15 protein-coding genes are annotated in these 17,828 nt (G+C 60.6%); 7 read left to right on the top strand and 8 right to left on the bottom strand.

Annotated features, from left to right (window positions below):
• The first annotated feature begins 109 nt into the window (after positions 1-109).
• Complete coding sequence (locus FHT78_RS24175; protein ID WP_183749103.1) at positions 110-1,921, top strand: monovalent cation:proton antiporter-2 (CPA2) family protein; 1,812 nt, start codon at positions 110-112, stop codon at positions 1,919-1,921.
• Positions 1,922-1,943: 22 nt separating this feature from the next.
• Here FHT78_RS24175 and FHT78_RS24170 read toward each other — a convergent pair whose 3' ends face one another.
• The 3 genes from FHT78_RS24170 to FHT78_RS24160 are packed head-to-tail and all read right to left on the bottom strand — an operon-like array spanning position 1,944 to position 5,228.
• Positions 1,944-2,825 carry a patatin-like phospholipase family protein gene (locus FHT78_RS24170; RefSeq protein WP_183749102.1) on the bottom strand — a complete coding sequence of 294 codons (882 nt, stop codon included), beginning with the start codon at positions 2,823-2,825 and terminating at the stop codon, positions 1,944-1,946.
• 20 nt (positions 2,826-2,845) lie between these two features.
• Entirely contained in the window at positions 2,846-3,406 is a 561-nt protein-coding gene (gene rsmD / locus FHT78_RS24165) for a 16S rRNA (guanine(966)-N(2))-methyltransferase RsmD (protein WP_183749101.1), read from the bottom strand.
• A complete protein-coding gene (locus tag FHT78_RS24160) occupies positions 3,387-5,228 on the bottom strand; it encodes a pseudouridine synthase (RefSeq protein WP_183749100.1) in 1,842 nt (613 codons plus the stop codon). Before FHT78_RS24160 ends, rsmD begins: the two co-directional genes overlap by 20 nt.
• 90 nt (positions 5,229-5,318) lie before the next feature.
• Between FHT78_RS24160 and FHT78_RS24155 the strand changes: the two genes are divergently transcribed.
• Together FHT78_RS24155 and FHT78_RS24150 are read left to right on the top strand one after the other, a co-directional pair.
• Complete coding sequence (locus FHT78_RS24155; protein ID WP_183749156.1) at positions 5,319-5,756, top strand: nucleoside deaminase; 438 nt, start codon at positions 5,319-5,321, stop codon at positions 5,754-5,756.
• The gene (locus tag FHT78_RS24150; RefSeq protein ID WP_183749099.1) at positions 5,753-6,058 is read left to right on the top strand and encodes a hypothetical protein; all 306 of its coding nucleotides are present in this window, start codon (positions 5,753-5,755) and stop codon (positions 6,056-6,058) included. Before FHT78_RS24155 ends, FHT78_RS24150 begins: the two co-directional genes overlap by 4 nt.
• Positions 6,059-6,125: 67 nt before the next feature.
• Here FHT78_RS24150 and FHT78_RS24145 read toward each other — a convergent pair whose 3' ends face one another.
• Entirely contained in the window at positions 6,126-6,755 is a 630-nt protein-coding gene (locus tag FHT78_RS24145; protein ID WP_183749098.1) for a hypothetical protein, read from the bottom strand.
• A 131-nt stretch (positions 6,756-6,886) separates the two neighbouring features.
• On the bottom strand, positions 6,887-9,793 hold the full coding sequence (gene ileS, locus FHT78_RS24140; RefSeq protein WP_183749097.1) for an isoleucine--tRNA ligase: 2,907 nt from the start codon (positions 9,791-9,793) through the stop codon (positions 6,887-6,889).
• A 526-nt stretch (positions 9,794-10,319) separates the two neighbouring features.
• Here ileS and FHT78_RS24135 point away from each other — a divergent pair.
• Positions 10,320-11,534: an MFS transporter gene (locus FHT78_RS24135; RefSeq protein ID WP_183749096.1), complete on the top strand. Its 1,215-nt coding sequence runs from the start codon at positions 10,320-10,322 to the stop codon at positions 11,532-11,534.
• A 61-nt stretch (positions 11,535-11,595) separates the two neighbouring features.
• On the opposite strand, the gene FHT78_RS24130 is transcribed toward FHT78_RS24135, so the two are convergent.
• Both FHT78_RS24130 and FHT78_RS24125 read right to left on the bottom strand, forming a co-directional pair.
• Positions 11,596-12,579: a bifunctional riboflavin kinase/FAD synthetase gene (locus FHT78_RS24130; protein ID WP_183749095.1), complete on the bottom strand. Its 984-nt coding sequence runs from the start codon at positions 12,577-12,579 to the stop codon at positions 11,596-11,598.
• A gap of 10 nt (positions 12,580-12,589) precedes the next feature.
• On the bottom strand, positions 12,590-13,438 hold the full coding sequence (locus tag FHT78_RS24125) for a TIGR01459 family HAD-type hydrolase (protein WP_183749094.1): 849 nt from the start codon (positions 13,436-13,438) through the stop codon (positions 12,590-12,592).
• Between the two features lie 354 nt (positions 13,439-13,792).
• Between FHT78_RS24125 and groES the strand changes: the two genes are divergently transcribed.
• The 3 genes from groES to FHT78_RS24110 all read left to right on the top strand — a co-directional run bounded on the left by groES (position 13,793) and on the right by FHT78_RS24110 (position 16,892).
• Complete coding sequence (gene groES / locus FHT78_RS24120) at positions 13,793-14,089, top strand: co-chaperone GroES (protein ID WP_004675403.1); 297 nt, start codon at positions 13,793-13,795, stop codon at positions 14,087-14,089.
• A 56-nt stretch (positions 14,090-14,145) separates the two neighbouring features.
• Positions 14,146-15,783, top strand: coding sequence for a chaperonin GroEL (gene groL, locus FHT78_RS24115; RefSeq protein ID WP_183749093.1), 1,638 nt, complete (start codon positions 14,146-14,148; stop codon positions 15,781-15,783).
• Positions 15,784-16,445: 662 nt separating this feature from the next.
• The gene (locus tag FHT78_RS24110) at positions 16,446-16,892 is read left to right on the top strand and encodes a hypothetical protein (RefSeq protein WP_183749092.1); all 447 of its coding nucleotides are present in this window, start codon (positions 16,446-16,448) and stop codon (positions 16,890-16,892) included.
• A gap of 63 nt (positions 16,893-16,955) precedes the next feature.
• Here the strand turns inward: FHT78_RS24110 and FHT78_RS24105 are convergent, their stop codons facing one another.
• A complete protein-coding gene (locus tag FHT78_RS24105) occupies positions 16,956-17,666 on the bottom strand; it encodes a glutathione binding-like protein (protein WP_183749091.1) in 711 nt (236 codons plus the stop codon).
• Positions 17,667-17,828 lie beyond the last annotated feature (162 nt).

Raw genomic sequence — 17,828 nt, 5'->3', positions numbered from 1 at the left:
GCCTTTCCTTCCCGTTCCATTTATTGTGCACTCCTGAAAGCATCAAGGCCGTGGATGCCGATTCTTTTCCTGGCTGCCCGCTTGCCCCGCCACCCGAAAGAAATGAAGCATGTCCGCACCAAACGCGCTTTTCACCGAAACGATCCTGCTGCTCGGCGGCGCGGTCGTCGCCGCGCCGATCTTCAAGAAGCTCGGGCTCGGCACGGTTCTCGGCTATCTGGCTGCCGGCATCGTCATCGGGCCGATCTTCCACGGCATTACCGATGGCGAGCAGATCCTCGATGTTGCCGAACTCGGTGTGGTCTTCCTGCTTTTCATCATCGGGCTTGAATTGAAGCCCACCCGCCTCTGGCAGATGCGGCGCGATATCTTCGGTCTCGGTACGGCACAGGTGGTGGTGACGGGCCTGGCGCTGACAGCACTTGCCTGGTTTTCCGGCGTGCTCGAATGGCGCGGCAGCATCGTCGCCGGCTTCGGGCTGGCGCTTTCTTCGACGGCGTTCGCCATGCAGATCCTCGAAGGCGACGGCGACGTCAATACCCGCTACGGGCAGCGCTCCTTCTCCGTGCTGCTGTTTCAGGATCTGGCGATTGTCCCGCTTCTGGCTGTCGTCACCATCCTCGACGGCGACAAGGGCAGCGGCAATCCGCTTGTTGATTTCGGCGTCTCCGTCGCGGCGGTTGGTGCGATGATCATCATGGGCCGATACCTGCTGACCCCACTCTTCCAGATCATTGCGCGCACAGGCGCACGCGAGGCGATGATCGCGGCCGCACTCTTCGTCGTGATGGGATCAGCAAGCCTGATGCAGTTTGCCGGGCTCTCGATGGCGATGGGCGCTTTCCTGTCCGGTGTCATGCTGGCGGAATCCTCCTACAGGCATGAGCTTGAAGCCGATATCGAACCTTTCCGCGGCGTGCTTCTCGCTATCTTCTTCATTGCTGTAGGGCTGTCCCTGCAGCTTCAGGTGCTGCTCGACAACGTGCTCTTCATCATCATCGCCGTGCCTATCATCATGGCCGTGAAAGCGCTCATCATCTATGTACTCTGCCGCGCGGCGCGCTCCTCACATAATGATGCCGTACGCATCGCCTTCCTGCTGCCGCAAGGGGGTGAATTCGGCTTCGTCCTCTTCACCACGGCTGCCGTCGCGGGGCTGATGCCCAGCAGTACAGCTTCGCTGCTCGTTGCGATCGTCACCCTTTCCATGGCGCTGACGCCTCTGGGTGCCGCCCTTTCCAAACGGATGCTGACGGGAGAGGAGCATGAAGAACTCAACGAGGATTTCGAGGGTGCGGGTGCGGATGTGCTCATGGTTGGTTTCTCGCGTTTTGGCCAGATCGCCGCGCAGATCCTGCTCGCCGGCGGCCGGAGCGTGACCGTCATCGATTTTTCCGCAGACCGCATCCGGCAGGCATCCTCTTTCGGCTTCCGCATCTATTTCGGCGACGGCACCCGCAAGGACGTGCTGCGTTCAGCCGGCATCGACCGGGCCAAGATCGTGCTCGTCTGCACCCAGAAGAAAGAGATCACCGACAAGGTGGTCGAGTTGATCCAGGCCGACTATCCGCAGACGACGCTCTTCGTGCGCTCCTATGACCGCATTCACTCTATCGAACTGCGCAACAAGGGCGTCGATTACGAGCTGCGCGAAACTCTGGAATCCGGTCTGCTCTTCGGCCGGCGCACCCTGGAGGCTCTCGGTGTCGCCGAAGTCGATGCCTACGAGATCGGCGAGGACATTCGCAAGCGCGACGAAGCGCGGCTGGTGCTGCAGGTTTCGGAGGGCCTGCAGGCGGGACAGGACTTGCTGTTTTCGAAACCGATCCATCCGGAGCCGCTGGTCAAGCCCAAGCGGGTGCCGGATCCCTTCGACGACGATCCGCTGGTCAGCAGGTCTGACGCGACGGCAGATGCCTAAACGTCCACCAGCTTCTCAAAAATTAACGCTTCAGCCGCGCCTCAATTTCCCGGTCGAGCGCATATTTCAGCTCGTCCTTGACGCCGACGGACATGGCAAGCACGTCACGAGCCTTTAGGAAATCCATGACACCGGTGCGGCCGACGATTGGGCGCAGGAAGATATGCGGACGCAGGAGCTTCAGCTTCAGGGAAATCGCCGCCTGCATCATCAGCTGGCCCGAGCCGAAGATGCTTTCCATGCGGTTCGGGATGTGGGTTCCGTCGCCCTCAGGTGCACCGACGACATCGATGCCGATGACGATATCAGCAAGATCCATTAAACATTCGTAAGGCACGGGATTGGCGATGCCGCCGTCAATCATGACCCGCCCATGCAGTCTCACCGGCATGAAGACTGCAGGAATGGCAGATGATGCGGCGAGTGCCGGAAAAAGCTGGCCGTGTTCGACGATGACTTCACTCTGGCCGTAATAATCCGTCGTGATCACCTTCATCGGCACAAGCAGATCCTCGAAACGCTGGGGAAGCTCCGATGGCAGGAAAGCTTTCAGGATGCGTTCGAGATTGAATTGGCCGATGCGGATACCCTTGGCCACGGCGTCACGCACCGTTGTCGGCCGCAGACCCCAGATACGGCTGACGACGGCGGCCTTGTTGCCCACTGTCGCCAGCGCATGTTCACGGATTTCCGCCCCCGACATGCCGGCGGCCATGCCGGAGCCCATGATGGCACCGATGGAGGAACCCGATACCGCGATCGGGCGGATGCCGAGTTCATCCAGCGTTTCGATGATGTGGATATGCGAGAGGCCGCGAGCACCGCCGCCGCCGAAGGCGACGGCGACCGTCGGAAGGTCGCTGATGGCAGGCGATTTCGGACTGATGATTTCCGCCTGCGGCACGATCTGCTCCTACGTGCCGGCTACTGCGGCTGATACCGGAAAAAATGTACTCTGGTGTCGCCGAATATTCGACTTTCGAGGAAAACATAGGAAGGATGAACCGAAACGGCAACATCGGCGCGTTCTTCCAGAACGGTAATCGCGCCAGGCTTGAGCCAGCCGCCGTCAGCAGCCGCCGCAAGCGCCTTCTCTCCCAATCCTCTGCCATAGGGCGGATCGGCAAAGAGCATGTCGAAAGGCTCGAGATTGCCGACGCTGCCGAGATCGGTTGCATCACGGCGCAGGATACGCGTCCTGCCATGCAGGCCGAGCGCATCGATGTTTTCCCAGAGGAGCGCCCTGCCCTCCACGCTGTTTTCAACGAACAGCGCATGGCGACAGCCGCGCGAGACGGCCTCGAGGCCGACGGCGCCTGTACCGGCGAAAAGATCGAGTATCCGGGTGCCATCGACGCATTCCGGATAGGCATGGCTCAGAATGTTGAAAAGGCTCTCACGCGTCCGGTCGGCAGTCGGCCGGATGTCGTTGGATTTTGGTACGGCAAGCGGCCGTCCGCGAAACTCACCGCCGACGATCCGCACCGCGTGTCATTCCCTTGCCTTTCGCACCACCTCTGGACGGCCCGCCGGAAGGCTTGCCACCACCACCCGGCCGATCACCCTTCGGCTTGCCGGAAAAATTCTTTGCCGCACGGGATTTGTCGGCGAAAGGCTTGTCGCCGCGCGGACGCTCCGATCGGCCCTCGCCCCCGAAGCTTCTGGCCGTACGCAGAGAACGTTCGCCACCTTCTTCTCGTGGCCGGTCGCGGAAGGAACGCGGACGCTCCTCTCCACCCTCCGTGCGTGGACGGTGCTCGCCACGCGGCTTGCCGCTAAAGGGCTTGTCGCCACGAGGACGCTCGGACCGGCCTTCGCCGCCAAAGCTTCTGGCTGGACGCGAAGAACGTTCGCCACCCTCTTCTCGTGGCCGGTCGCGAAAGGAACGCGGGCGCTCCTCTCCACCCGTACGCGGGCGACGTTCGCCACGCGACTTATCACCAAAGGAGCGCTTACGGCCGAAACCTTCATCCTCATCGCGCTTGGCAGGCGTCTCACTCGAGCGGATCCATTCGCCGTCCTCTTCATGGACGCGATTGATCTGCGGGCGCAACCGATTGGCTGCAGGCTCGAAGCGCTGTTCCTTCACCGGGGTGGTTTCGCCGCGACGGCGCGCAGTCTGGGCATTCTTGGCAGCCTTGGCCGCTGCCTTCTCACCAAGCGGACGAGCACCGGGTGCCATCCAGACATTGGCATTGCGGCGGCTGCCGAGCGTCGGGCGCTTCGGCCTGTCGTCTTCGCTACGACGGTCGTCCTTTCGATCGTCTCGGCGATCATCCCGACGGTCGCCGCGCTTGGTATCGAGGCGGCTCAGCGCCCGTTCGCGCTTGTCCTCGTCGCGACGCGGACGTTCACGCCGCACAGGCGCCGGCTCTTCGGGCTCATCGGCGGCAACGGCCGGAGCGTTATAGATCGGCGCATCGAAATTCGCCTTGGCATCCTCGATGAGACGGGGGCCGAGCTGGTCGCGCAGCGTGCGGCCGCGAACCTCGATCACCTCGCCCTCGGGCAGTTCGCCGAGCTGGAAAGGACCGTAGGAGATGCGGATCAGGCGGTTGACCTCAAGACCTAGCGCACCGAGAACGTTCTTGATTTCGCGGTTCTTGCCTTCGCGCAAACCCATGGTGATCCAGACGTTGGATCCCTGCGTGCGGTCGAGCGTCGCGTCGATCGAGCCGTAGAGAACGCCGTCGACGGCAATTCCATCCTTCAGCTTGTCGAGCGCGTCTTGATCTATGTCACCATGGGCGCGCACGCGATAGCGGCGCAGCCAGCCGGTTGTCGGAAGCTCGAGCGCACGAGCCAGACCGCCGTCATTGGTGAGCAGCAGCAGGCCTTCTGTATTGATGTCGAGACGGCCGATCGACATGACGCGGGGCAGCTCTTCCGGCAGATTGTCGAAGACGGTCGGGCGTCCTTCGGGATCTGAATTCGTCGTCACCAGGCCCGGCGGCTTGTGGTAGAGCCAGAGACGCGTGCGCTCGATGCCGCGGATCGGCACGCCGTCGACCTCGATCTTGTCTTCGAGCGTGACGTTGACCACGGGCGTGTCCAGGAGCTTGCCGTTCAGCGTGACGCGGCCGTCCATAATCATGCGTTCGATATCGCGACGCGAGGCGACGCCGGCGCGCGCCATTACCTTGGAAATGCGCTCGGCCTTGGCGTCGCCATCCGCTTCGCTGGCTGCCACTTCAGCAGCAGCGCCCTTCGATGGCTTGTCGATACCGGCCTTGGAACCGCTTCTGGGCCGTGCGTCGCGCGCGGAGGGCCTTTCGCCTGGGCGTTTTGGCTTGTCTTTGGATGTCATTTGTTGTTTGCCTGCCTTTTCGGCCTGTCTATCAGGTCATGCACCTGCGGTTAAGTGGAAATTCTTGCGAACGTGAAGACAAATCGATTTATGGAGATGGCGATCGAGGAAGCGCGCGCTGCTGCGAAACGCGGTGAAGTGCCGATCGGCGCCGTCGTCGTCGTCGATGGCGCGGCAGTCGCCGCCTCCGGAAATCGCACGCGGGAACTCAACGACGTCACCGCCCATGCCGAGATCGCCGCCATCCGCATGGCCTGCGAGAAGCTTGGCCAGGAACGTCTTGTCGGCGCCGATCTCTATGTCACGCTGGAGCCTTGCACCATGTGCGCGGCTGCCATTTCCTTCGCCCGTATCCGCAGGCTCTATTATGGTGCGGAGGACCCGAAAGGCGGAGCAGTCGACAATGGAGTCCGCTTCTATGCCCAGCCGACCTGTCACCATGCGCCGGAGGTTTATTCTGGCTTCAACGAGACCGAAGCGGCGGATATGTTGCGGGCATTCTTTTCCGAAAGAAGAGACGCGCCATGATCCTTGCCATCGGAATCGTCACCGTTATGGGTGTGCTTGCCGTTTACGCCAACCGCACGGTTGCGCCGGGCGTGGCGAAGCTGCCGATGCAATGGTCGCTGAAGCGAGAGGTGAGCTGGACAGCACCGCGGGCGATCGCTTTCGCCTTAATTCCGGTGCTGGCTGCCGGCGTTTTGGCCGCGCTCGTGCAGAGCAACCAAGTGCGCAATACCGATATTGCCTGGATGGGCGGCGTCTTTCTCGCGTGCCAGCTTCTGCACATCACGCTGACGCACCGCTGGTTTAACGCGTCGCGCCGCTAGAGCATTTCCGTTTTGCTTTCACGCAATTCCGGACGCAAAACCGCTGTTCAGTTTTGCTGAATTGCTCTTACTGAAGGATCTGCCACCACTTGGTGCCGCTATTGGCGACCGCAGCATCCTTCTTGCGCTGCTTGGCCTTCTTCTGCTCCGGCGTGCCGAGGTCATCGAGCTTTGCCGGATCGTCCACGGCGCGATATTCGGTCGGCGGATCGGAAATATAGCGACGCTGGTCGATATAGGCGCCCTTCTGCAGCGCACGGGCTTCGCGATAGGCCTTGGTCTGGGCTTCGCTCGTCTGGCGACCGCCTTCGATGGCAGAGCTGGCGAGCGGCGAGCGATAGCTCGGATTGTCCGAGTTCTCGTCAGCTTCCTTGACGAGACGGGCGCGAGCCTCTTCCGGCGATTCAACCCACTGCGGATTGTCCTTGTTGGCAACATTCTCCTGCGGCGGGACTAGGGTTTCCTTCTGGTCCTTAGCGGGCATGACAAGCGTCGGGCGCGGCGTGTACTTTACACCGGTGTTCTTGGGACCGGGACCGGTCAGCGAAACGGACTGGCCGAGGTCGTCGGCAAGCTGTTCCATGGCGGTCTTGTCGGTGCCGTAAGTCGGACTGCTGGCGCAGCCTGACATCATGGAGCTTCCCGCCATGACAAGAGACAGGCAGGCGCCCAAACGGAACCAATGCGTCGCTAACATGAAAACCCTTCCCGCACGCCGGTATTAGTATCGTCCACCGGACAATCGTCCCCCTGAAGCAAAAATCCGGCCATTTTCAGGCAGCTTTTACCGGATGAACGCCATAAAGGCAATTCACCCGGCAAATATCTTCAGGTACGGATGCCGAGTTCGCGCAGAGCGGCAGCGTCACGCGCCGAAACATCGGGATATTCCGGATCCGACCCGACATCGGTGGTGATGCGCCAGGAACGGGCACATTTTACGCCTTCGGCAAGCTTTGGAACGACAGCGACGTCAGCGACTTCCGGCAGACGGAAAGCATCAGCCGGGCCGGCGTCCGCCTCGATGGTGATGCCGGAGGTGATGCAGACTTCGCTGAAATCCTGTCCTTCAAGCGCCTTGCGCAGTTCCGCATCGGCGACATGGACAACGGGAGCTGCTTCCAGCGACGAACCGATGCGCTTGTCCTTACGCTCAATTTCGAGGGCACCTGTCACGACACTGCGGATCGCGCGGATCTTCTTCCACTTTTCGGCAAGCGCCTCGTTGCGCCATTCCTTGGCGACCGGGGCGAACTGCTCCAGATGCACGGACACCGCCGACGGGTTGCGCGACAGCCATGCCTCTTCGGTCGTGAAGGGCAGCATCGGTGCAAGCCAGGTCACCATGCAATCGAAGATCATGCGGATGACATAAAGCGCCGAACGACGGCGAAGGCTTGAGGGCGCATCGCAGTAGAGCGCATCCTTGCGGACGTCGAAGTAGAAGGCCGAGAGTTCTACATTGGCGAAATCGATGAGCGCGCGGGCGATCTTCTTGAAGTCGAAAGCGTCATAGTTCTCACGCACGAGTTGGTCGAGTTCGGAGAGACGGTGCAGCATCAGCTGCTCCAGCTCCGGCAGATCCGAGAGCGCGATGACTTCGCCCTTGTCATGCGCCAGCGTGCCGAGCATCCAGCGGATGGTGTTGCGGAGCTTGCGATAGGCATCGACATTGGTCTGGATGATCGTCTTGCCGACGCGCAGATCGTCCGCATAGTCAGAGGTCATGACCCAGAGACGCAAGATGTCGGCGCCCGCATCCTTCATCACTTCCTGCGGCGAAGTGACGTTGCCCTTCGACTTCGACATCTTCTCGCCTTTCTCATCCATGGTGAAGCCATGGGTGAGGACGGCGTTGTAGGGCGCACGGCCGCGCGTCGCCGCCGACTCCAAGAGCGAGGAATGGAACCAGCCGCGATGCTGGTCGGAGCCTTCGAGGTAGAGATCGGCCGGCCATTTCAGGTCGGGGCGGTCTTCCAGCGTGAAGGTGTGCGTGGAGCCCGAGTCGAACCAGACGTCGAGGATATCCATGACCTGCGACCACTTGGCCGGGTCATGCTCGTTGCCGAGGAACCGTTCCTTGGCGCCTTCGGCAAACCAGGCATCGGCGCCTTCGGCATCGAACGCGTCGAGGATGCGCTGGTTGACAGCATCGTCCTGCAGCACCTCGCCATGCTCGTCGACGAAGACGCAGATCGGCACGCCCCAGGCGCGCTGCCGGGACAGCACCCAATCCGGGCGCTGCTCGATCATGGCGCGCAGGCGGTTCTGGCCGGCGGCGGGCACGAAGCGAGTGTCGTCGATCGCGTTCAAGGCACGGGTGCGCAGTGTGGTTCCGTCCGCCAGGGTCTTATCCATATAGACGAACCACTGGGGGGTGTTGCGGAAGATGACCGGCTTCTTGGAACGCCAGGAATGCGGATACTGGTGCTTCAGGCGGCCGCGGGCGAAGAGTGCGTTGGCCTCGATCAGCGCTTTGATGACGCGGTCGTTGGCATCGCCCTTCTTGCCGTTGTCGTCTATGACGCGGGCACCTTCGAAGCCGGGGGCGTCGGCGGTATAGAAGCCGCCGTCATCAACCGGGAACGGGATCTTGGTCTCGATGTGGCGTGCCTCGATCTCGCGGCCATGCGCCATCCATACATCAAAGTCTTCGCGGCCGTGGCTCGGCGCAGTGTGCACAAAACCGGTGCCGGCATCATCGGTGACATGGTCGCCATCCAGCAGCGGTACGGCAAATTCGTAGCCGCCGCCGACACCCTTGAGCGGATGGGCGCAGGTGACGCCAGCGAGATCGGCAGCCGTGACGTTGGTGAGGCGCTTGTACTGCAGCTTAGCCTTGGCGAAGGATTCCTCGGCAAGCTTATCGGCAAAGATCAGCTTTTCGCCCGGGCGCGGACCAAAATCGTTCTCGGCAGCCGTGACTTCATAGAGGCCGTACGCAACACGCGAGGAATAGGCGATCGCCCGGTTACCAGGGATCGTCCAGGGCGTGGTGGTCCAGATGACGACAAATGCATCCTTGAGGGCAGCCGAACCTGAAGCGACCGGGAATTTCACCCAGATCGTGTCGCTTTCATAGTCATGATACTCGACTTCGGCTTCCGCCAGCGCCGTGCGCTCAACGACCGACCACATGATCGGCTTGGAGCCGCGGTAGAGCTGGCCGCTCCTGGCGATCTTCAAGAGTTCGCCGGCGATGCGGCTTTCAGCATGGAAGTTCATCGTCAGATATGGGTTTTCGAAATCGCCGACAATGCCGAGGCGCTGGAACTCGCCGCCCTGGATCGCGATCCACTTTTCGGCATAGGCGCGGCACTCGCGGCGAAACTCGATCATCGCCGACGGCTCGGTCAGGTCAGGCTTGGCCTTGCCCTTGGCACGATAGTTCTCTTCCTCGATCTTCCATTCGATCGGCAGGCCGTGGCAGTCCCACCCGGGAACATAGTTGGCGTCATAACCGCGCATCTGGAAGGAGCGAGTGATGACGTCCTTGAGGATCTTGTTCAGCGCGTGGCCGATGTGGATGTTGCCGTTGGCATAGGGCGGGCCGTCGTGCAGGACAAATTTTTCGCGGCCGGCGGCGGATGCACGCAGCTTCTTGTAGAGGTCCATCTTCTGCCAACGGGCGACGAGTTCCGGCTCCTTCTGCGGCAGGCCGGCGCGCATGGGGAAGTCCGTCTCGGGCAGATAGAGGGTCTTCGAGTAATCGATCTTTTCGGCTGTGTCGGTCATGTGTGACAATCGTTTCTGGCGGCCCGGACGGGGCGCGCGGACATCAAATCTATGGTGACGGAAAGCGCTTGCTCAGTTCAAGCGCAAAAACCCGGACCTTCCGGCCGCTCAGCGCGCGCGGAAGACCGGGCCGATAATTCGTATCGAATGCGCCAGCCGGAATTTACTCATCGGGCCGGTTCATAGGCGTTTTTCAGCGGAAAAGGAAGAGGGATTTCAGCCTCCCGGCTTCACGCAAAGCCGCAGACGGGCATCTGCGGCTCGTCACCTGCGACCGTCAGGCTCTGGCGGCTGCCGGCGCCATCAGATTGACGGTGACGGAGGTCACTCCGAAGCTGACTGGCTGCAACAGTTTCAGGTCGCAACGGATCTGCAAAGTGCAGGAACTATGCGTGGTGGCGATTTTGTTGCTCTCGATACAAAAGTCAAAGCTCCTGTCGAAATGCGGATTACCCGAACGTCTTTACTCGCAGGCATGAGAAATCATCATGCCCGGTTAAATCCGTCCGCAAGGAGTGATAAGGATATGAGCAGTTCCTATCGTTGGGTAATCGTCGCGGCCGGCGCACTGATGACGTGCGTCGCTCTCGGCGCCATGTTTTCCCTCGCCATTTTCCAGCAACCGATAGCAACCGCGACCGGCTGGTCGCATGCCGGCATCGCCAGCGCCATGACGCTGAATTTCATCGTCATGGGCATAGGCGGCTTTTTCTGGGGTGCTGCCAGCGACCGATACGGGCCGCGCCCGGTGGTGCTGATCGGCTCCGTCATCCTCGGGCTGGCGCTGATGCTTGCCAGCCGCGCGGAAACGCTTCTGCAGTTCCAGCTGACCTACGGCGTGCTCGTCGGGCTTTCAGCCAGTGCCTTTTTCGCGCCGATGATCGCCGCGACGACGGAGTGGTTCGACGAGAACCGCGGCCTTGCCGTCTCCTTGGTTTCGGCGGGCATGGGTGTTGCTCCGATGACGATTTCGCCCTTCGCGCGCTGGCTGATCACCGCTTATGAATGGCGCCCCGCAATGATGATCATCGGCATCGGTGCGCTCGTCCTGATGATCCCGGCCGCCCTTCTCGTGCGCCGCCGGCCGTCGCCACCGCAGGATACGCATGAGGCCGTCGTGTCGGGCGATGGCAGTGCCCCCAATTTGTGGAAGGTTTTCCGCTCGCCGCAGTTCATCGTGCTCGGGCTGACCTTCTTCGCCTGCTGTGCCGCCCATTCCGGACCGATCTTCCATATGGTGAGCTACGCAACACTTTGCGGCGTTGCACCTATGGCTGCCGTCAGTATCTACAGTGTCGAGGGTCTCGCCGGTCTCGGCGGGCGCCTGCTCTATGGCACGCTGGCGGACCGGATCGGCGTGAAACCGGTCATCATCGCAGCTCTGCTGGTGCAGGCTGCGGCCCTTGCCACCTACCTTGCTGTCAGCAAACTCGGGGAGTTCTATGCGCTCGCCGTCATCTTCGGCAGCGCCTATGGCGGCGTGATGCCACTCTATGCCGTGCTGGCACGTGAATATTTCGGCCCGCGCATCATCGGCACGGTGTTCGGGGCGGCAACGATGCTGTCGAGCATCGGCATGGCGTTCGGTCCGCTGATCGGCGGCTGGATCTACGATACCTATGCCAATTATTCGTGGCTGTTCATCGGCTCCGCTCTGGTCGGGCTCGGTGCGGCGGCGATCGCGCTCGCCTTCCCGCCGCTGCCGCGGCAGAAGGCACAGCCCGTACTTGGCGCTGCCTGAGCGGGTCTTCGTTTTTACGCATTCCGGACGCAAAACGCTCAAGCGCTTTTGCTGGAATTGCTCAGTCGAAACAGAGCTTCCGGTCGAGCTCGCCGAGCGGTCTCACACCTGACAGAAGCGCCCTCGCCTCCTCCTCGTCGCGCTTGATCTGCGCGACGAGCGGATCGAGCCCATCGAATTTCAGTTCGGGGCGAAGATAACCGAAGAAGGAGACCGAGCAGGTCTGGCCGTAGAGATCGCCGCTGAAATCGAAAAGATAAGTTTCGAGCAAGGGCACGCCGTTTTCAGTCACGGTCGGGCGCCGGCCATAGCTTGCCACCGCATCATAGAGCCTGCCGTTTTCGAGGCGGAAACGAACGGCGTAAATGCCGGCTGCAAGTTCCGCCTCCGGCGGCAACTGCATATTGGCGGTCGGAAAGCCGAGCTGGCGGCCAAGCTTCTCGCCATCGATGACCTTCGACTGCACCGTATAATGATAGCCGAGCATGGCAGCGACCAAGGAGACATCGCCTTCCTTCAAAAGCGCCCGGATATGGCTTGAAGAAACAACGTCCGTGTTTTCGTCGCGGAAAGCATCGATCAGCGTGACGCCGAAGCCGTATCTGTTGCCAGCATCCATCAGAAAGGCAGGTCCGCCCTCACGGCCGCGGCCGAAATGAAAGTCGAAGCCGGTCACAACCTCTGATGCCGCGAGCCAGTCCTTCAGGATGGAATGGATGAAATCCTCCGCTGAACGCTGCGAAAAATCGTAGTCGAAGGGATATTCAATGACCGCATTAAAGCCCATTGCTTCCAGTATCTGCGCCTTGAAGGGCGCTGGCGTCAGGCGGAAGACCGGCGTATCCGGCTTGAAGACGGTGCGCGGATGCGGCTCGAAAGTCAGCACAAGGGCGGGAATGCCGCGCTCTCTTGCAATATCGAGCGCCCGGTTCAACACCGACTGGTGGCCGCGATGGACGCCGTCGAAATTGCCGATGGCGACGACGCCGCCCTTCAGATGTTTGGGCAACGGATCGCGGGTTTCATTGCGGTGGAACACGGTCATCGGTTTTCTCTTATGCGAGGCGCGGCATCCACCACTTGGGTGCGGCTCTTTCCCGTTCGAGATAGGCGTGGAGGATCGCCTCGTCGGTCTCGCCGTTCAACGTATATTCCTTCGCGTGGATACCACCGCTGATGTAGAGAAGGTCGAGGCCATAATTCAAGGCGCCGCGGACATCCGTCGGCATGCCGTCCCCAATCGCCAGCACACGGTCAATCGGGAAGTCGCCGCGAACCTCACGGGCCGACGCAAGTGTCGCCTCATAGATTGGCCGGTGCGGCTTGCCGGCGATGCGGGTGGAGCCGCCGAGCTGCTCATAATAGGCGGCCATGGCGCCGGCGCACGGAATGATGCGGTGGCCGCGCTCGACGACGAGATCGGGATTGGCGCAGATCATCGGCACGTTGCGGGCTTTGAAGTCCAGCAGCATGTCGGTGTAATCCTCCGGCGTCTGCGTCTCGTCGTCGAAGAAGCCGGTGCAGACGACGGAGGTCGCCTCGCCGGCGGCGGCGCGCTCGATATCAAGGCCTTCAAGGATCGGATTGTCGCGCTCCGGGCCGAGCAGGAAAACCTCGCGCGGACCTTGGGCAATCAGCGCCCGGGTGACATCGCCGGAGGTGACGATGCGGTCATAGGCGCCGTCGGGCACGCCGATCTGGCGCAACTGCTCAACGACCTGCCAGGACACGCGCGGTGAATTGGTGATGAGAACGACGGTCAGGCCGGCGGCACGGGCGGCCTGCAGCGCCTCGCCGGCTTTCGGAAAGGGATCAATGCCGTTATGCACGACGCCCCAGACATCGCAGAGCAGCACATCATATCGATCGGTGATCTCGGAGAAGTTTGCAATCCGCTTTGCCATTCCGCTTTCCTGCTTCGCTTTCGGTCACCGGTGACATTGCAAAGGCGGACTTCAATGGCAAGGCATTTTCTCAGTCCGGAGAGGATGACGGAGGATGCAAACATGGCGGGATTAAACCTGCGCGGTCCCGCCAAGGCTTGTGGGAAAAGCCGGACGTGGCCCCGGCTCGGTAACCATATTGAGGAATCCCGCCCGCTTCCACAATTCCGGCGCAAAAATCCGTGAAGGCTCTTCTTGACTCCTTTCGGAGCCATCCCTAAATGCACGGCGCTAGCACTCACAGGAGTTGAGTGCTAACATCATCCTTGTGGGCCACCCCGGCTCGCGAATGTCATTTGATCGAGGGATTAGACAATGGCAAGCACCAATTTCCGCCCGCTTCACGATCGCGTCGTCGTTCGCCGCGTTGAATCCGAAGAGAAGACCAAGGGCGGCATCATCATCCCGGATACCGCTAAGGAAAAGCCGCAGGAAGGCGAAATCGTCGCTGTCGGCTCCGGCGCTCGTGACGAGTCCGGCAAGGTCGTAGCACTCGACGTCAAGGCTGGCGACCGCGTCCTGTTCGGCAAGTGGTCTGGCACCGAAGTCAAGATCAACGGCGAAGACCTTCTCATCATGAAGGAAGCCGACATCATGGGCATCATCGGCTAATCAGCCGGTTGTCTTTCATTTGATATCGTTGACACCCCTTTTCAGGAGTTCTCAAAATGGCAGCTAAAGAAGTAAAGTTCGGCCGCGGCGCGCGCGAAAAGATGCTGCGCGGCGTCGACATCCTCGCCGATGCAGTGAAGGTCACGCTCGGTCCGAAGGGCCGTAACGTCGTTATCGACAAGTCCTTCGGCGCGCCGCGCATCACCAAGGACGGTGTTTCGGTCGCCAAGGAAATCGAACTCGAAGACAAGTTCGAAAACATGGGCGCCCAGATGGTCCGCGAAGTTGCTTCGAAGACCAACGACGTCGCCGGTGACGGCACCACGACCGCCACGGTTCTCGCACAGGCCATCGTTCGCGAAGGCGCAAAGGCAGTTGCTGCCGGCATGAACCCGATGGACCTGAAGCGCGGTATCGACCTCGCTGTTGCCGAAGTCGTCAAGGATCTCCAGGCCAAGGCCAAGAAGATCAACACGTCGGAAGAAGTTGCCCAGGTCGGCACGATCTCCGCAAACGGCGAAAAGCAGATCGGTCTCGACATTGCTGAAGCTATGCAGAAGGTCGGCAACGAAGGCGTCATCACCGTCGAAGAAGCCAAGACCGCTGAAACCGAACTCGAAGTCGTCGAAGGCATGCAGTTCGACCGCGGCTACCTGAGCCCGTACTTCGTCACCAACCCGGAAAAGATGGTTGCTGACCTCGAAGACGCCTTCATCCTCCTGCACGAAAAGAAGCTCTCGAACCTGCAGTCCATGCTCCCGGTTCTCGAAGCTGTCGTTCAGACCGGCAAGCCGCTCCTCATCATCGCTGAAGACGTCGAAGGCGAAGCTCTTGCTACGCTCGTCGTCAACAAGCTGCGCGGCGGCCTGAAGATTGCTGCTGTCAAGGCTCCGGGCTTCGGCGATCGTCGCAAGGCCATGCTGGAAGACATCGCTATCCTGACGGGCGGCACTGTCATCTCCGAAGACCTCGGCATCAAGCTTGAGAGCGTCACGCTCGACATGCTCGGCCGCACCAAGAAGGTCTCGATCTCCAAGGAAAACACCACGATCGTCGACGGCGCCGGCGCTAAGTCCGACATCGAAGGCCGTGTTGCCCAGATCAAGGCCCAGATCGAAGAAACCACCTCCGACTACGATCGCGAAAAGCTGCAGGAACGTCTTGCCAAGCTCGCTGGCGGCGTTGCCGTCATCCGCGTCGGCGGTTCGACGGAAGTCGAAGTGAAGGAAAAGAAGGACCGCATCGACGACGCCCTCAACGCGACGCGCGCTGCTGTTCAGGAAGGTATCGTACCGGGCGGCGGCGTCGCTCTGCTGCGTTCTTCCACGAAGATCAAGGCCAAGGGCGAAAACGACGATCAGGAAGCTGGTATCAACATCGTTCGCCGCGCTCTCCAGGCTCTGGTTCGCCAGATCGCTGAAAACGCAGGTGACGAAGCTTCGATCGTTGTCGGCAAGATCCTCGACAAGAACGAAGACAACTACGGCTACAACGCCCAGACCGGCGAATATGGCGACCTGATCCAGCTCGGCATCGTCGACCCGGTCAAGGTCGTCCGTACGGCTCTGCAGAACGCGGCTTCGGTGGCTTCGCTGCTGATCACCACGGAAGCCATGATCGCCGAGCTGCCGAAGAAGGACGCTCCGGCAATGCCTGGTGGCATGGGCGGCATGGGCGGTATGGACATGATGTGATAGGCGTAAGCCATCACTGATATCCATTCCGGTCTCCGGAATGAAAAGGGCGGTCTTCGGGCCGCCCTTTTTTATTCAGTCGATTCGAAAATACCTATGGCTTAAACCCTTAAGCTGGCCACGGAAGTCGTCGTTCTTAGCCCGAAGCTTTCGCGAGGCTTGCGCGCCGCGCATTTTCCCCACCAAGGAAATTCGGTCTCAGATCTACCTAAGCTACGAAAACCACATGCTATGGTATGTGTGAAACCGTTTCCACAATGCATAAATGTGACATTTGACCACCAAATTAGCGGATGACGCGCAATCGGTACAAAATCCAATCATAACGTCAGCCTAACGACGCGGAAAAAGCCGTTGCCGTTTGCGCAAAAGCTCCTATAAATCCGCGCTGCAATTGACGTTCGCCCCGGAAGAATTTTCGCCTCAGACGAGACCGGATACGCCAAAGGCCACGCGTGACCATTCGGGCTTTCGAAGGTCTCCGCGAACATACGAGATGAAATCTTGCGGGGAAATATTGGAGCGGCGGCCGTCAAAGGCGCAGCCGAGCAACTGTTTCCGCAAGATGAAGGCACGGGCATGACGCCTGGTGCTGCGTGATCCTGTTTCTTTGTGTTTGCCGAGTGTGCGGCAGGGGAGCCGCACCCGAACTGGGGAACGCCTTGTTTAAGATCGCCAAAGCCAATGCTGCCGCACCCTTGCTGCCCGGTTCGCTGGACTACAACAATCACAATCACGACATGTTGGCGCAGTTCTCGGTCTCTGAAAGCTGGATCGGAGACTTTTCCACGGGCATGATAAAGCTCAGAGAGTGGAGCGCAATGCTGCACGGTCTCGCGGCGCAGGAATGCGGCCTGTTGAGCCTGGTGCGCTGTTACGACGCCAAGGACCGCAACCACGTTCTGCAGCTCTTCGAGCAGGCTGCGACGCTTTCTTCATCTTTCTGTTTCTCGACGACCATCATCATGCCGAACGGCTTTCGCCAGCCGCTCTTCTGCATGGGCGAATCCAACGGGCTCGAAGAAAAGTACAGCGGCAGCATGGTCGGCGTTTTCGTCTTCCCGCGCTTCAAGCTGGAAGGCGCCAGCCAGATCGCCAGCCGGCAGTAACTTGCGCGCGGGCATAAGAAAAAGGCCGGTCTCGCGACCGGCCTTTCCATTTCAATCCAAAGCTCAGGCCGGTTTGACCGGGATGTTAAGGCCCTTCTCGCTCGCCGGACGGGCGATGCAGCGCTGCAGCCAGTCCATGACGGCGGGGAACTTCGCATAATCAAGCACTTCGCGGCCACCATAGAAGATATCGGCGCCGCGGATCCACGGAAAGGTGGTGATGTCGGCGATCGTGTATTCGTCGCCCATGATCCATTGGCGGCCCTGCAGCCGGCTTTCCAGCACGCTCAATAGACGCTTGGCCTCGTCGCGGTAGCGCTCCACCGGATAGGAATTGTTGGCGACCTTGTCGGCGGCAAATTTATGGAAGTGGCCGAACTGGCCGAACATCGGGCCGATGCCGGCCATCTGGAAAAAGACCCACTGGATGGTTTCGTAGCGGCCGGCGGCATCAGCCGGGATCAGCTTACCGGTCTTTTCCGCCAGATAGAGCAGAATGGCGCCTGACTCAAAAAGGCCGATCGGTTTTCCGTCAGGACCGGTGGGATCGATAATTGCCGGGATTCTCCCGTTCGGGTTCAGCGAGACGAATTCAGCGGTCTTCTGATCTGTGTTCGCGAAGGAGACATAATGGGCTTCATACGGCAGAGCGAGCTCCTCCAGCGCCACCGATATCTTCACGCCATTCGGCGTCTGCAGGGAATAAAGCTGGATTATATCAGGATTTTTCGCCGGCCAGCGGCTGGTGATCGGAAATGCGGAAAGGTCGGCCATCAAAGTTCTCCTTGGGTGAGGCGGCGACCATAGAAGACGCCTGCCCTGCAAGGCAACCCACCCCATCGTTTCATATTAGTGAACAAACTGTCCGCTGACGTTTATCTTTCCCCAACGTCAGAAAAAGGCGAAATAGAGGGTATCCGAGGTCCAACACGGTGC

This window comes from Rhizobium sp. BK196 (genome assembly GCF_014193255.1).
Lineage (GTDB): Bacteria > Pseudomonadota > Alphaproteobacteria > Rhizobiales > Rhizobiaceae > Rhizobium.
The sequence above is the reverse complement of the archived record's forward strand: the minus strand, read 5'-3'. Positions and strand labels throughout refer to the sequence as shown.

Coding starts and splice junctions, on each gene's coding strand:
- FHT78_RS24175 (WP_183749103.1), top strand. CDS start 110: ATGTCCGCACCAAACGCGCTTTTCACCGAAACGATCCTGCTGCTCGGC.
- FHT78_RS24160 (WP_183749100.1), bottom strand. CDS start 5,228: ATGACATCCAAAGACAAGCCAAAACGCCCAGGCGAAAGGCCCTCCGCG.
- FHT78_RS24155 (WP_183749156.1), top strand. CDS start 5,319: ATGGAGATGGCGATCGAGGAAGCGCGCGCTGCTGCGAAACGCGGTGAA.
- FHT78_RS24150 (WP_183749099.1), top strand. CDS start 5,753: ATGATCCTTGCCATCGGAATCGTCACCGTTATGGGTGTGCTTGCCGTT.
- FHT78_RS24145 (WP_183749098.1), bottom strand. CDS start 6,755: ATGTTAGCGACGCATTGGTTCCGTTTGGGCGCCTGCCTGTCTCTTGTC.
- ileS (WP_183749097.1), bottom strand. CDS start 9,793: ATGACCGACACAGCCGAAAAGATCGATTACTCGAAGACCCTCTATCTG.
- FHT78_RS24135 (WP_183749096.1), top strand. CDS start 10,320: ATGAGCAGTTCCTATCGTTGGGTAATCGTCGCGGCCGGCGCACTGATG.
- FHT78_RS24130 (WP_183749095.1), bottom strand. CDS start 12,579: ATGACCGTGTTCCACCGCAATGAAACCCGCGATCCGTTGCCCAAACAT.
- FHT78_RS24125 (WP_183749094.1), bottom strand. CDS start 13,438: ATGGCAAAGCGGATTGCAAACTTCTCCGAGATCACCGATCGATATGAT.
- groES (WP_004675403.1), top strand. CDS start 13,793: ATGGCAAGCACCAATTTCCGCCCGCTTCACGATCGCGTCGTCGTTCGC.
- groL (WP_183749093.1), top strand. CDS start 14,146: ATGGCAGCTAAAGAAGTAAAGTTCGGCCGCGGCGCGCGCGAAAAGATG.
- FHT78_RS24105 (WP_183749091.1), bottom strand. CDS start 17,666: ATGGCCGACCTTTCCGCATTTCCGATCACCAGCCGCTGGCCGGCGAAA.